General features: G+C 69.9%; 12 protein-coding genes. 4 read left to right on the top strand and 8 right to left on the bottom strand.

All coding sequences use genetic code 11. The features are described from left to right. Positions 1 to 81 precede the first annotated feature (81 nt). The 4 genes from bfr to AC1RSK_RS17280 all read right to left on the bottom strand — a co-directional run bounded on the left by bfr (position 82) and on the right by AC1RSK_RS17280 (position 2,911). Positions 82 to 570, bottom strand: coding sequence for a bacterioferritin (bfr, locus tag AC1RSK_RS17295; protein ID WP_492908845.1), 489 nt, complete (start codon positions 568 to 570; stop codon positions 82 to 84). 154 nt (positions 571 to 724) lie between these two features. After that, positions 725 to 910, bottom strand: a complete 186-nt coding sequence (locus AC1RSK_RS17290; RefSeq protein ID WP_492908844.1) for a (2Fe-2S)-binding protein — start codon at positions 908 to 910, stop codon at positions 725 to 727. Positions 911 to 1,072: 162 nt separating this feature from the next. Continuing rightward, complete coding sequence (locus AC1RSK_RS17285) at positions 1,073 to 1,987, bottom strand: LysR family transcriptional regulator (protein WP_492908842.1); 915 nt, start codon at positions 1,985 to 1,987, stop codon at positions 1,073 to 1,075. Positions 1,988 to 1,990: 3 nt separating this feature from the next. Beyond that, a complete protein-coding gene (locus tag AC1RSK_RS17280; RefSeq protein ID WP_492908841.1) occupies positions 1,991 to 2,911 on the bottom strand; it encodes a LysR family transcriptional regulator in 921 nt (306 codons plus the stop codon). Positions 2,912 to 3,050: 139 nt separating this feature from the next. On the opposite strand from AC1RSK_RS17280, the gene AC1RSK_RS17275 reads away from it, so the two are divergent. Then, the gene (locus AC1RSK_RS17275; protein WP_492908840.1) at positions 3,051 to 5,519 is read left to right on the top strand and encodes a hypothetical protein; all 2,469 of its coding nucleotides are present in this window, start codon (positions 3,051 to 3,053) and stop codon (positions 5,517 to 5,519) included. 4 nt (positions 5,520 to 5,523) lie between these two features. Here AC1RSK_RS17275 and AC1RSK_RS17270 read toward each other — a convergent pair whose 3' ends face one another. From AC1RSK_RS17270 to AC1RSK_RS17260, 3 genes are all read right to left on the bottom strand, one after another. Continuing rightward, on the bottom strand, positions 5,524 to 6,717 hold the full coding sequence (locus tag AC1RSK_RS17270; RefSeq protein ID WP_492908838.1) for an acyl-CoA dehydrogenase family protein: 1,194 nt from the start codon (positions 6,715 to 6,717) through the stop codon (positions 5,524 to 5,526). A gap of 11 nt (positions 6,718 to 6,728) precedes the next feature. Next, positions 6,729 to 7,829 (bottom strand): acyl-CoA dehydrogenase family protein, encoded by a 1,101-nt coding sequence (locus tag AC1RSK_RS17265; RefSeq protein WP_492908837.1) that lies wholly within the window; start codon positions 7,827 to 7,829, stop codon positions 6,729 to 6,731. A 65-nt stretch (positions 7,830 to 7,894) separates the two neighbouring features. After that, positions 7,895 to 8,494 carry a TetR/AcrR family transcriptional regulator gene (locus AC1RSK_RS17260; RefSeq protein WP_492908836.1) on the bottom strand — a complete coding sequence of 200 codons (600 nt, stop codon included), beginning with the start codon at positions 8,492 to 8,494 and terminating at the stop codon, positions 7,895 to 7,897. Positions 8,495 to 8,601: 107 nt separating this feature from the next. Between AC1RSK_RS17260 and AC1RSK_RS17255 the strand changes: the two genes are divergently transcribed. The 3 genes from AC1RSK_RS17255 (at position 8,602) to AC1RSK_RS17245 (ending at position 10,922) form a co-directional block, all read left to right on the top strand. Beyond that, on the top strand, positions 8,602 to 9,117 hold the full coding sequence (locus AC1RSK_RS17255; protein WP_492908834.1) for a hypothetical protein: 516 nt from the start codon (positions 8,602 to 8,604) through the stop codon (positions 9,115 to 9,117). A 174-nt stretch (positions 9,118 to 9,291) separates the two neighbouring features. Continuing rightward, positions 9,292 to 9,681 carry a YciI family protein gene (locus tag AC1RSK_RS17250; RefSeq protein ID WP_492908833.1) on the top strand — a complete coding sequence of 130 codons (390 nt, stop codon included), beginning with the start codon at positions 9,292 to 9,294 and terminating at the stop codon, positions 9,679 to 9,681. After that, positions 9,678 to 10,922, top strand: a complete 1,245-nt coding sequence (locus tag AC1RSK_RS17245; RefSeq protein WP_492908832.1) for an RNA polymerase sigma factor — start codon at positions 9,678 to 9,680, stop codon at positions 10,920 to 10,922. Before AC1RSK_RS17250 ends, AC1RSK_RS17245 begins: the two co-directional genes overlap by 4 nt. Positions 10,923 to 10,952: 30 nt before the next feature. Here the strand turns inward: AC1RSK_RS17245 and AC1RSK_RS17240 are convergent, their stop codons facing one another. Next, complete coding sequence (locus AC1RSK_RS17240) at positions 10,953 to 12,203, bottom strand: acyl-CoA dehydrogenase (RefSeq protein WP_492908831.1); 1,251 nt, start codon at positions 12,201 to 12,203, stop codon at positions 10,953 to 10,955. Positions 12,204 to 12,216: the final 13 nt, after the last annotated feature.

Below are 12,216 nucleotides of genomic sequence, written 5' to 3'. Positions count from 1 at the left end.
GCCGCAGCCTCGACCACCGCCCGCCCCTCAGATCGGGTGCAAGCTTACAGTCGGGATGCCGACGCGCCAGTCGAAATGGCTTTAGTGACCCTCGCCCTGCATCTCGCCCATGGCGCTCTGCAGGTAGTTCTGCTCGCCCAGCAGGCCGACCAGGTCGATCTGGGTCTCCAGGAAGTCGATGTGATCCTCGGTGTCGCTGAGAATCTCGACCAGCAGCTCGCGGGACACATAGTCCTGGGCGTCCTCACAGGCCTTCACGCCGGGAATCAGGGTCTCGCGGCCGCCCTTCTCGACGGCCAGGTCGGCGGCCAGGCCCTCGGGCACCGTCTCGCCGATCTTCAGCTTATGCAGGTCCTGCAGGTTGGGCAGGCCGTCGAGGAAGAGGATGCGCTTGATCAGCTTGTCGGCATGCTTCATCTCGCCGATCGACTCGTCATAGGTGATCTGGCCGAGCTTGCTGAGGCCCCAGTGCTGGTACATCCGCGCATGCAGGAAGTACTGGTTCACGGCCGTGAGCTCGTTGGTCAGGACCGCGTTCAGAATGCGGATGATGGCCGGATCGCCCTTCATGGCGGTGCTCCTCAAGGTTCAGTTGAAGAGTCCATGAACCCGCTTCGGGTTCCGTCGCAACCCTTATCTGTGCGAACGTTTCGCGCTTGCAGACAAATCTTCGCGAATGCCTCGCGACTACAGTAAGTGCTTGAGAATGCGCCTTAGAGGGCCGCTATTCGGCCGCGTAGCGCAGGGCCTCGCGGCTCTCGTCGATCATCTGGCGCATCTCGCAGACGCACTTGGCGCACTGCGCCTGGCAGCCCTGGCTCCTGAACACCTCGGCCGGACGCGAGGCGCCAGCCGCGATGGCGTGGCGGACGTCCCGTTCGCGAATGCCGTTGCAGTTGCAGACGTACAAGGCGGTGACCCGACTTCAGATGAGAACAATTCTCGTTCTCTAGCCCATCTCAGACGGGGATGCAACGCATTCGCAACTAACCCTGTTTTGGGTCAGGCGCTGACGGCGGCGGGGATGATCGCGACGATCCTGTTGCCGAGAGCCAGCCCCGCCGCCTCAGCCCTATTCCTCGGCCGCGAAATCTCGCGCCGCCAGCCTCAGTCGGTGCAGCACCGCCTGACCGACCAGGCTGAGCGGTTTGTCGCGCCGATGGACGGCGGCCATCTCACGCGGCGGCGCCGGGGCGAAGGGCACGGCCCGGGCGGCCGGATTGCGGAACACCGTCTCCTCGGCGATCTCCTGGTCGACGATGGTGACCAGCCGGCCGGCCAGCGCCATGGTGATGGCTCCGCGCTGGCTGACCACGTCCAGCCGCGAGCGGATCGGCACGCCGCGGGCCTCGAACAGTTCGCGGACGGCGGCGCGGTAGGGATTGTCGGCGTCCAGCATGACGATCTCGACGTCCGCGAGGTCGGGGACATCGAGGCTGGGCCGGTTGGCCAGGCGATGCTCCACGCCCATGACCACCGCCAGCCGCCGCCGCGCCAGCGGCTCGACGGCGAGCTGGGCGTGCGGCGGGAAGGGTCCCATCACCACCCCCATGTCGATGCTGTCCTCCAGCAGGCGGCGGTAGATGCCCTCTCGCGAGACGGCCTCGATCTTGACCTGCAGGCCCGGGGCCTCGGCGGCCAGGGCCCCGATGGCGCGCGGCAGCAGGCCCTCGGCGTAGAACAGCAGGCCGGCGATGTGGAACCGGCCCATGAGGCCCAGCCGGATGGCCTCGGCCGCCTGCTTGATGCGGTCCAACCCGGCGAAGCTGCGCCGCACCTGCTCGGCCAGCAAGGCTCCCTCGGCGGTCGGCCGCATGCCGAAGCGGCCGCGCTCGAACAGGGTCAGGCCGGTGCGGGCCTCCAGAGCGGCGATGGCCTTGGTCACCGCCGGCTGGGTCATCCCCAGCCGCTCGGCCGCCAGGGTGGCCGAGCCATCGTCCAGCACCGCCTGGAACACCTGGATCGACCGGAGATCCCGCGGCTCCATGCTTCAGGCCCCGACCGGCGAATCGAAGTCGGCGGCCGCCAGCTTCAGCCGGTGGACGATGGCCGCCGCCGGCCGGCTGAGCGGCCGGTCGTGGCGGTGGATGGCGATCAGCTCCCAGGGCGGCACGGCGGTGAAGGGGGCGATGTGGACGTCCGGGTCGTCGAAGGCCAGTTCCTCGGCCAGTTCCTGATCGATCAGGGTGACCATGCCGGCGGTCAGGGCGGCGACCGCCGCGCCGCGCTGGGTCAGGCATTCGAGCCGGGTGCGGACCGGCGCGGCCTGGCGGGCGAAGGCCTGCAGGACGAGGGTGCGCCAGGGACTGGGGGCCAGCAGCATGACCATCTCGACGTCGACGAGATCGGCGACATCGAGCTCCGCCCGCCCGGCCAGGGGATGGTCGCGGCGCATGATGGCCATCATCCGCCGACGGCCGAGCGGCTGGACGGCCAGCTGCGTCTCCGGGGCCAGCGGCCCCATGACCAGGGCCAGATCGAGGGTGTCGCGCGCCATCCGCCGGTGGATTTCCTCCGGGTCGAGGGTGACGACGGTGATCGACAGCTCCGGCGCCTCCAGCGACAGGGCCCCGGCGGCGCGGGCGATGACGCCGTCGGTGTAGAGGGGCGAGGCGCCGATCGCCAGCGACCCCTTCATGCCCTGGCGGATAGCCTCGGCGGCCCGCTCGATGCGGTCGAGGCCGGCGAAGCTGCCGCGCACCTCCTCGGCCAGCAGGGCGGCCTCGGCCGTGGGGCGCATGCCATGGCGGCTGCGCTCGAACAGGGTCAGGCCGGCGCTCGCCTCCAGCCCCGCGATGGCCCGGGCCACGGTCGGCTGGGTCAGCGACAGCCGCTCGGCGGCCAGGGCGGCCGAGCCGGTCTCCATCACCGCCAGGAAGACCTCGAGAGATCTCGGATCAAGACTGTCCACAGCGCCTGCCCCCACGGTGAGCAGGGTTATCCATAACCGGGATGAAATCCAACGCCGGGATTTGGAATTTGAACGGGAGGCGCGGCGGCGGTGTGCTCAGCGTGAGCGTGACGGATGGTCGCGTGGGAGGGCCGGGACCATGCCGTTTGCGTCCGACATCAACCTGCCGTCGCTGGACGGCGCCTCGGGGTTCCGCCTCGACGGCGAGGCGAACCTCGACCGGTTTGGCCGCGCCGTCAGCAGCGCTGGGGACATCAACGGGGACGGCATCGAGGACCTGATCGTCGGGGCCTACGGTTCGGACGCCAACGGGTCCTTCTCGGGGGCGGCCTATGTCGTCTTCGGAACCCGAGCCGGCTTCCCGGCCGCTTTCGACCTCGCGACACTGGACGGAACCAACGGTTTCAGGATCCTGGGCGAGACGGCCAACGACCGAATGGGCACGGCGGTCAGCGCGGCCGGCGACGTCAATGGCGATGGCTACGACGACCTGATCGTCGGCAGCTCGGCCTCCGACGCGGCCGCCCACGACGCCGGCGCCGCCTGGGTGGTGTTCGGCAAGGCGTCCGGCTTCTCCGCCAACCTCAGCCTCGCGGCCCTGGACGGCAGCAACGGCTTCCAGCTGAACGGCGTGGGCGCCGGGACCAATGCGGGCGACTCCGTCAGCTCGGCCGGCGATGTGAACGGCGACGGGATCGGCGACTTCATCATCGGCGCGCCGCGGGTCACGGCCGGGCTCAGCAGCAACGGCGCCGCCTATGTGGTGTTCGGCACGGACCTGGGCTTCGCCGCCAACTTCAGTCTCGCCAGCCTCGACGGGACCAATGGCTTTCGCATCACCGGCGAGACCCAGTTCGGCTACGCCGGAACCTCGGTCGCCGGGGCGGGCGACGTGAACGGCGACGGCTATGACGACCTGCTCGTCGGCGCGCCCGACGCCCAGTCCAGCTCCGTCATCACGGGCGCCGGCTATCTGGTGTTCGGCAAGGCGTCCGGCTTCGCCGCCAGCCTGAGCCTGGCGGGCCTCTCGGCCACCGATGGTTTCAAGCTTGGCGGCGACCGGGTCGGCGACCAGACCGGTTACACGGTCGCGGCGGCCGGTGACGTCAACGGCGACGGGTTCGACGACCTGCTGGTCGGCGCCTATTCCCAGGACCCCGGCGCCCTCAATGTCGGAGCGGCCTATGTGGTGTTCGGCAAGGCGTCCAGCTTCGGGACCGGCCTGAACCTGGCCACCCTGAACGGTTCCAACGGCTTCAAGATCGTCGGTGGCTCGGCGGGCGATCTTCTGAGCCTGGGGCTTCGCGCCGCCGGGGATTTCAACGGCGACGGCTATGGCGACATCGTGGTCGGGGCGCCGTTCGCCGACACCAACGGCGCCGCTTCGGGCGCCGCCTGGGTGCTGTTTGGCAAACAGACAGGCTTTTCCGCCACCATCAGCGTCTTGAGCCTGACCGGCGCGAACGGCTTTCGGCTGAGTGGGGCGGCGGCCGCCGACAACGCCGGCTGGGGTGTTGCGGCCGCCGACCTCAACGGCGACGGGCTGAGCGATCTGGTCGTCGGCGTGCAGGACGGCGACACCGACGTGGTCGACAGTGGCGCGGTCTATGTCGTCTACGGCCGGATGATCCGCAACGCGTCGGCCGGCGGCGGCGACCTGACCGGCAGCGCCCTGGCGGACGAGATCACCGGCCTGGGCGGCAAGGATCAGCTGTTCGGCATGGCCGGGGACGACCTGCTGATCGGTGGCGGCGGCAACGACTGGCTGGTCGGCGGGGCCGGGGCGGACGACATCGTCGGCGGCCTGGGCAACGACACCCTCGACGGCGGCGATGGCGCGGACGAGCTGACCGACGCCTCGGGGGCCAACAAGTTCTACGGCGGCGGCGGGGCCGACCTTCTGACCGGCGGCGGCGGCGCGGACCGGATGGAAGGCGGGGCCGACGGCGACACCCTGATCGGCGGCGGCGGCAACGACTACCTCGACGGCGGGGCGGGCGCCGACAGCATGACCGGCGGGACGGGCAACGACGTCTATGTCGTCGATGACGTCGGCGATCAGACCATCGAACTGGCCGGCGGCGGCTTCGACATCGTCCGCACGGCGCTGGACGGCTGGGTGCTGGCGGCCAACCTCGAGGGCCTGGAACTGCTGGGGGCCGGCGACATCGACGCGACCGGCAACGACGCGGCCAACAACCTGCAGGGCAACACCGGGGCCAACACCCTGGCCGGCCTGCGCGGCGTCGACACGATCAACGGCGGCGACGGCGACGACATCATCATCGGCGGCCAGGGCAATGACCTGCTGCGCGGCGGCGCCGGCGCGGACAGCTTCGTTGTCGCCCATGCCTTCGGGGCGGTGATGGAGACCGACCAGATCTACGACTTCGACGCCGCCGAGGGCGACATCCTCGACCTGTCCGGCGCCTTCGGCGGGACGCTCAACCTGGTCGCCGCCTTCAGCAGGCAGGCCGGCCAGATGACCCTGACCTTCGCCGGCGGTGTCACAACCCTTCGGCTCGACACCACCGGCGACGGTCGGGCCGACTACCAGCTGAAGATCAACGGCGACGTCACCGGCGAGAGCGGCGACTGGCTGCTGTAGCCGGCTAGCTCAGCTCCTCGGACGAATAGCCGAGGATTTCGCGGGCGATGATCAGCCGCTGGATCTGGCCGGTGCCCTCGTAGATGTCGCTGATGCGGCCATCGCGCAGGTACTTCTCGACCAGGTGGTCGTGGCTGATCGACATGCCGCCCAGCACCTCCATGGCCCCCTGCGTGACCGTCCGGCAAACGTCGCCGCCCTTGGCCTTGCAGATCGAGCTCTCGAGGTTGTTGGGCCGCCGCTTGTCGCTCAGCCAGGCGGCGTGCAGCACCGTCAGGGCGGCGGCCTCGGTGTCGGCCTCCAGCTCGATCAGCTTCTGCTCGACAGCGGTCCGCTGGTTGAAGCTCTTGGACCAGTCGACCTCGACGCCTTCGTCGGCCAGCGCCGCCTTGGCGAACTCCAGCGCCCCCTTGGCCTTCGCAACACCCCCCGACGCCACCGCCGGCCGGGTCATGTTGAAGGTCTTCATGACCCCCTTGTAGCTGGCAGAGCCGCCGTCGCGTGGCACGGTCTCGTCGCCGCCCAGCAGGCTGTCGCGTGGAATCCGGCAATCCTTGAAGGCGTAGGCGGCCGTATCCGAGGCCCGGATGCCGAGCTTCTTCTCCTGCCGCACCAGCTCGAAGCCGGGCGCGCCCTTGAGCACCAGGAACGACTTGATCCCGGCCCGGCCGGCCGACTTGTCGATGGTCGCCCAGACGATGGCCCCGTCGCATTTGACCCCGTCGGTGACGAAGATCTTGTCGCCATTGATCACCCATTCGTCGCCGTCCAGCCGCGCCGTGGTCTGGATGGCCTTGGTGTCGGAGCCGACGTTGGGCTCGGTGATCGACATGGCCAGGAACAGGTCGCCCCACTTGGCCTTCTGTTCAGCCGTGCCGGCCGACTGCAGGGCGGCGTTGCCCAGGCCGCTGGCCCGACCCATCGGCATGGCCAGGCCAAGGCCCCGCACCACGCCCTTGGCCGAGCCGCGGGCGATGCTGACCGCCATCATGAAGGTCATCAGCGGGGTGTCGTCGGGGGCTCGCTGGCCGAACAGCGGGAACACCTCCTCGAAGCCGCGCTCGCCCTCCAGCCGGGTCGGCGGCGTCTCGTGCTCGTGGTCCTCGTAGTAGCGGGTGTGGGCTTGCGTGGAGTTCCCCACCTCGACCACCTTGTCGAGGATCTGCTGGTCGATTTCGGAGAAGCGGAAGTCAGCCATGTGTTCTCTCCTCAGACCGAGACCGGACCGTCGAGGACGGTCAGGGTGCGGGCGTTGCGCAGCCACATCTCCAGCGGCAGGTCGCGGATGAAGCCGTGGCCGCCGAAGATCTGCAGGGCGTCGTCGGCGACCTTGATCGACCGGCGGCGGACATAGTCCTGGGCCAGGACGCAGGCCTTGGCCGCGCCGGGATCGTCGTGCTCCAGCAGGCTGGCGGCCTTCCAGACCATCCAGCGCATGGCTTCACACTCGATATGCATGTCGGCCAGCATGAAGGCGATCGACTGCTTCTTGCCGATCGGCTCGCCGAAGGCGACCCGCTCCTTCGCATAGGGAATGGCGAAGTCGGTCGCCTGCCGCGACAGGCCGACGGCCAGGGCGCAGGCCCCGATCCGCGCCTGGTTGACCAGTTTCAGGGCGTCGATGCCGGCGTCGCCGCCGAGCCGGGCCGAGCCAGGCAGTTCCACCGCCGCCAAGGTCACCTTCGACTGCGGCAGGGGCTTCAGGCCCATCGATCCGCTCTCGGCGGCGACCGATACCCCCTTGGCGTCGCGCGGCACGATGTAGGCCTGCACGGCGCCGTCCTCCTCCTGCGCCAGCACAAGGAAGTGCGTGGCCCGGTCGCCGAACGGGACGAGACGCTTGACCCCGTCCAGCACAAAGCCGTTGCCGCTTCGCCGCGCTGTCGTCCGCATCGCCTCGGCCGCGAACCCGAACTGACCTTCCTGGATCGCCAGGCTGGCCGCCACCGGGTCATTGCCAGCGAACCTCGGCAGGTGCTCGGCCTTCTGCTCCTCCGTGCCAAAGTCGATCAGCGCCCCGACGAACTGTCCCGGGGCCATGATCGCCGCGCCCTGCGAGGCGCAGCCCGCGCCCAGCGCCTCGAGCATCACCGCATTGGTCATGCAGGACCGCTCCCCGCCCCCGCCGCCATATTCCTCGGGAATCGACGCCGCGATCAGGCCCAGCTCCCAGCCCGCCTGGATCACCTCGGCCGGCATCTCGCCCGCCTCGTCGATGGCCCGCGCATTCGGCGCCAGGACATCCCTCGCAAAGCCCTGCAGGCTCTCGCGGATCATGGCCTGCTCTTCGGTCAGGTCGAAATCGATCATGTAGCTCTCCCTGATCGGGATCGATGGCAGAGCGACGGCGGGGAAGGCAAGGGGCGCCAGGCCCCTTACGGCGCGAAGGTCTTGCGGACGAGCCGCACCAGATCGTCGAGCATCGGCTCGGTATCAGTCGGCTGTTCCATCAGCTGCAACAGCAGGGCCATCCAGTTGACCGAGCCGAACAGCAGGCTGCTCCAGGCGAAGGGATGGGCGGCGGCCAACCGTCCCGCCTCGATATGCGGCTGGGCCCAGGCGAAGACCCGGCCCATGTACTCCCCGTTCAGCTTGGCGATGACCTCCCCGTGCCGCCGTAGCCAGGCGGAGTTGCCAAGGTCGACCATGAAGCGGGTGAAGTTGGGGCGCTCGGTGAGCAGGTGGAACGACGCCCGCACCGAGGCCTCGATGCCGGCCAAGGCGTCGGTCTGGGCCTCCATCGGCGCGGTGATCCGCTCCCAGTAGGTCCGCCATTCGCGCAGGTAGATCTCCAGGCCGATACCTTCCTTGCCCCCGAAGTGGTGGAAGACGCTGCCGTTCGACACCCCCGAGACCCGGCAGATGTCGGCGATCGAGGTGGCCTCGAAGCCGTTCGCCACGAACAGCTCGGTCGCCGCCGCCAGGACCTTTTCCCGCGTGCTCGCCTTGGCCTCAACGGTCGCCGTTTGCGTCATCGCGCCATCCCACAAAATTAGATTGACACTCTAGTCGATTGCTCTAGATCGTCACTCTAGTTCATCCCGACCGCCGAGTCACCCACGCAGAGTTCAGGAGATACAGCATGATCATCCGCCTTTCCCTGTCCACCTTGATGGCCACGGCCATCGGCCTCGCGGCCGCCCCGGCCATGGCCCAGCCCGCCGGAGCGCCGAGCCTCGGGTCCGCCGACGGCGCCGAACCCCAGTCGCTGGTGGTGGGGGTGAGAGTCCCGGCCATTCAGAAGCTCCGCGAGCCGGCGGCGTCCCTGCCGCCCGCCAAGGGCCAGGTCGCCGAAGAGAGGGCCAACGACCTGATCGGCTTTGGGACCGTGGAGGGCGAATCGGAAGCCAAGCCGGCCCCCAAGCCGAAGCCCGCGGTGGGCGCCACCAAACAGGGTTTGGGCGGCCTGACGGCCCAGGAGCCCGCCCCCGCCGCCAGGCGTAGGCGTCCGCGTAACAGTTCGAGCGACCTGCTGCCCATAGTGCTTGCAACGCCGACCGCCGACGGGAAGCAGGCCGATGGCGCGCCCGGCCGGCCGGCGGCCGGGCCCAAATCTCCGCCGCCGCCGAAGCCGCCCAAGCGTGGCGCCGTGAAGTGAAACCGTCCCCGCCGGGGCGCTAAAGTCGCCCCTCGCGGGCGGTTCGGACCGCCGGCGGGGAACCGGTTGACGAAAAATCTGGCGGCCGGGCGAACGCCGTGTCGAAATCGAGCGTCCGGCGCCGACCTCTCCATGCAAGGCCCGATGGGGGCCGGACAAGGAGGCGTCTTCGCCATGAAGTACATGATCATGATCCACAGCCCGCGTGACGGCTACGAGCAGTACATGCGCTGGCCACGCGAGGTGCTGGAGGCCAACATCGCCTTCATGCGAGGCTTCGTGAAGGAACTGCGCGACAGCGGCGAACTGGTCGGCACCGAGGGGCTCGGCGCCCCGCCCCAGGCCCTGGCGGTGCGGGCCGGTCCCGACGGCCGGCCGGTCACCGACGGCGTCTTCCCGGAGTCCAAGGAGTTCCTGGCCGGCTACTGGATCGTCGATGTCGACAGCCAGGACCGCGCCGCCCAGATCGCCGGCAAGCTGCTGGACGCCCCGCACGACGAGGGCCCCCAGGAGATGGTCGTCGAGATCCGCCAGGTGCTCGGCGGCTTCCAGGACATGACGTGACGACCGACCCACCCGGTCTGGAGCGCCTCCTGCGCGACCTCGGCCCGCCGGTCCTGGCCACCCTGGCCCGGCGCTGGCGGGACCTCTCCGCCACCGAGGACGCCGTGCAGGAGGCGCTGATCGCCGCCGCCGGCCGCTGGCCCGTCCAGGGCCTGCCGGACAACCCGCGCGGCTGGCTGCTGGCCGTCGCCCAGCGGCGGTATGTCGACCAGGTGCGGACCGGGGCGGCCCGCCGCCGCCGCGAAGCCGTCGCCGCCGAGGATGCTCCCACCATCGCGCCGCCGGCCGCCCTCGACGAGGGTTTCGATCCCCACGACAGCCTTGTGCTGCTGTTCATGTGCTGCCATCCGGCGCTGACCCCCGCCTCGGCCATCGCGTTGACCCTGCGCGCCGTCGGCGGCCTGACGACGGCCGAGATCGCCCACGCCTTCCTGGTCCCCGACGCCACCATCGGCCAGCGCATCAGCCGGGCGAAACAGACGATCCAGGCTTCCGGCCTCCCCTTCGAGATGCCGGACGCCGCCGAGCGCGCGTCGCGGCTCGGCTCGGTGCTGCACGTCCTCTACCTGATCTTCAACGAAGGCTACGCGGTCAGCGCCGGCCCGGCCCTGCACCGCGCCGACCTGTCGAACGAGGCCATCCGCCTGACCCGCCAGGTCCACGCCCAGCTGCCCCATGAGCCCGAGGTTGCCGGCCTGCTGGCCCTGATGCTGCTGACCGACGCCCGCCGCGCCGCCCGCGCCGGCCCCGGCGGCGAGCTGATCCCCCTCGACGAACAGGACCGCGCCCTGTGGAACCGCGCCGCCATCGCCGAGGGTGTCGCCCTGGTCAGCGCCGCCCTGCCGCAGGGCCAGGTCGGCGAATACCAGCTGCTGGCCGCCATCGCCGCCTTGCACGACGAGGCCGAGACCGCCGAAGCCACCGACTGGCCGCAGATCCTGGCCCTCTACGGCGTCCTGCGCCGGGTCGCCGACAGCCCGGTGGTCGCCCTGAACCAGGCCATCGCCGTGGCCATGACCCAGGGCCCCGCCGCCGGCCTGGCCTGGCTGGAGCCCCTGCTGGACGATCCCCGCCTGACCGCCGGCCACCGCCTCGACGCCGTCCGGGCGCACCTGCTGGAACGGGCCGGCGACCTGGCCGCCGCCGAACCCCTCTATCGCCAGGCCGCCGCCAAGGCCGACAGCCTGCCGGAGCGAAACTACCTGCTGCTCAAGGCGGCCAGGGCGCGGGAGGGCTCCTAAGCCCGTCCGCTGGTCGGCCCCGGACGGGCCCTAAGCCCGTCCGCTCGTAGGAATGTCCTTGAACGCCACATCCTTGTCGACGCGGATGTCGCCGGGCAGGCCCAGCACACGTTCGGCGATGATGTTGCGCAGAATCTCGTCGGTGCCGCCCTCGACCCTTGTGGCCGGCGAGCGCAGCAGCATGGCCTGGAAGCGGGCCCCGGCCTCGGCGTCGGCGGGGCTGTTGAGCACCCCGGCCTGACCCTGCAGGTCCAGCGCGAACATCGCCAGCTCCTGCATGGTGGCGCCGGCCACCAGCTTGCCGATGCTGTTCTCCGGCCCCGGGGTCTCGCCCTTGGACAGGGCGCTGATCGCCCGCATACCGGTGTACTTCAGGCCGCTGGCCTTGACCGCATACTGCGCCAGGCGCGAGCGCACGGCGGCGTCGTCGATGGCCGGGCCGTCCATGGTCTGCAGGGTCATGCAGTAGTCGAACAGTTCGGGGAAACCGGTCGGCATGCCCGAGCCGATCGACAGCCGCTCGTTCATCAGGGTGGTCAGCGACACCGTCCAGCCCTGCCCCACCGCGCCCAGCCGCTGGTTGTCGGGGATGCGCACGTCGGTGAAATAGACCTCGTTGAAGCCCGACTGACCGTTGGCCTGCTTGATCGGCCGCACCTCGACGCCGGGCGACTTCATGTCCAGCCAGAACATGGTCAGGCCCTTGTGCTTGGGCACATTGGGGTCGGTGCGGGTGATCAGGATGCCGTAGTCGCTGTGCTGGGCGCCGCTGGTCCAGATCTTCTGGCCGTTGATGATCCAGTCGCCGGAGGCGTCCTGCTCGGCCCGGGTGCGCAGGCCCGCCAGGTCCGAGCCGCCGGCCGGTTCACTGAACAGCTGGCACCAGATGTGCTCGCCGCTGGCCATGGTCGGCAAGAGGTGGCGTTTGTGCTCCTCGCTGGCCCAGGCCATCAGGGTCGGGCCGCACATGCCGTGGCCGATGATGAAGGTCCCCGACAGGGCGCCGAACACCCCCTCTTCCTGGCCCCAGATCACCCGCTCGATGGGGCTGGCGCCGCGCCCGCCATACTCCTTGTGCCAGTGCAGGCAGGCCCAGCCGGCCTCGGCCTTGGTCTTCTGCCAGGCCTTGGCGGTGGCGATCGGATCGCGGCCGCCGACGTTCATGCTGGCGAAGCCGCTCTTCTTGAGGTCGGCCTCCAGGTCCTTCGGAGCGTTGGCGTCGAGCCAGGCGCGCGCCGTGGCGCGGAAGGCGGCTTCTTCGGGGGTGTCGTCGAAGTTCATCTGTTTCTCTCCC

It is taken from the genome of Caulobacter sp. GW821-FHT11A05 (assembly GCF_058809015.1).
This window is presented reverse-complemented; position numbering and strand designations above follow the sequence as displayed.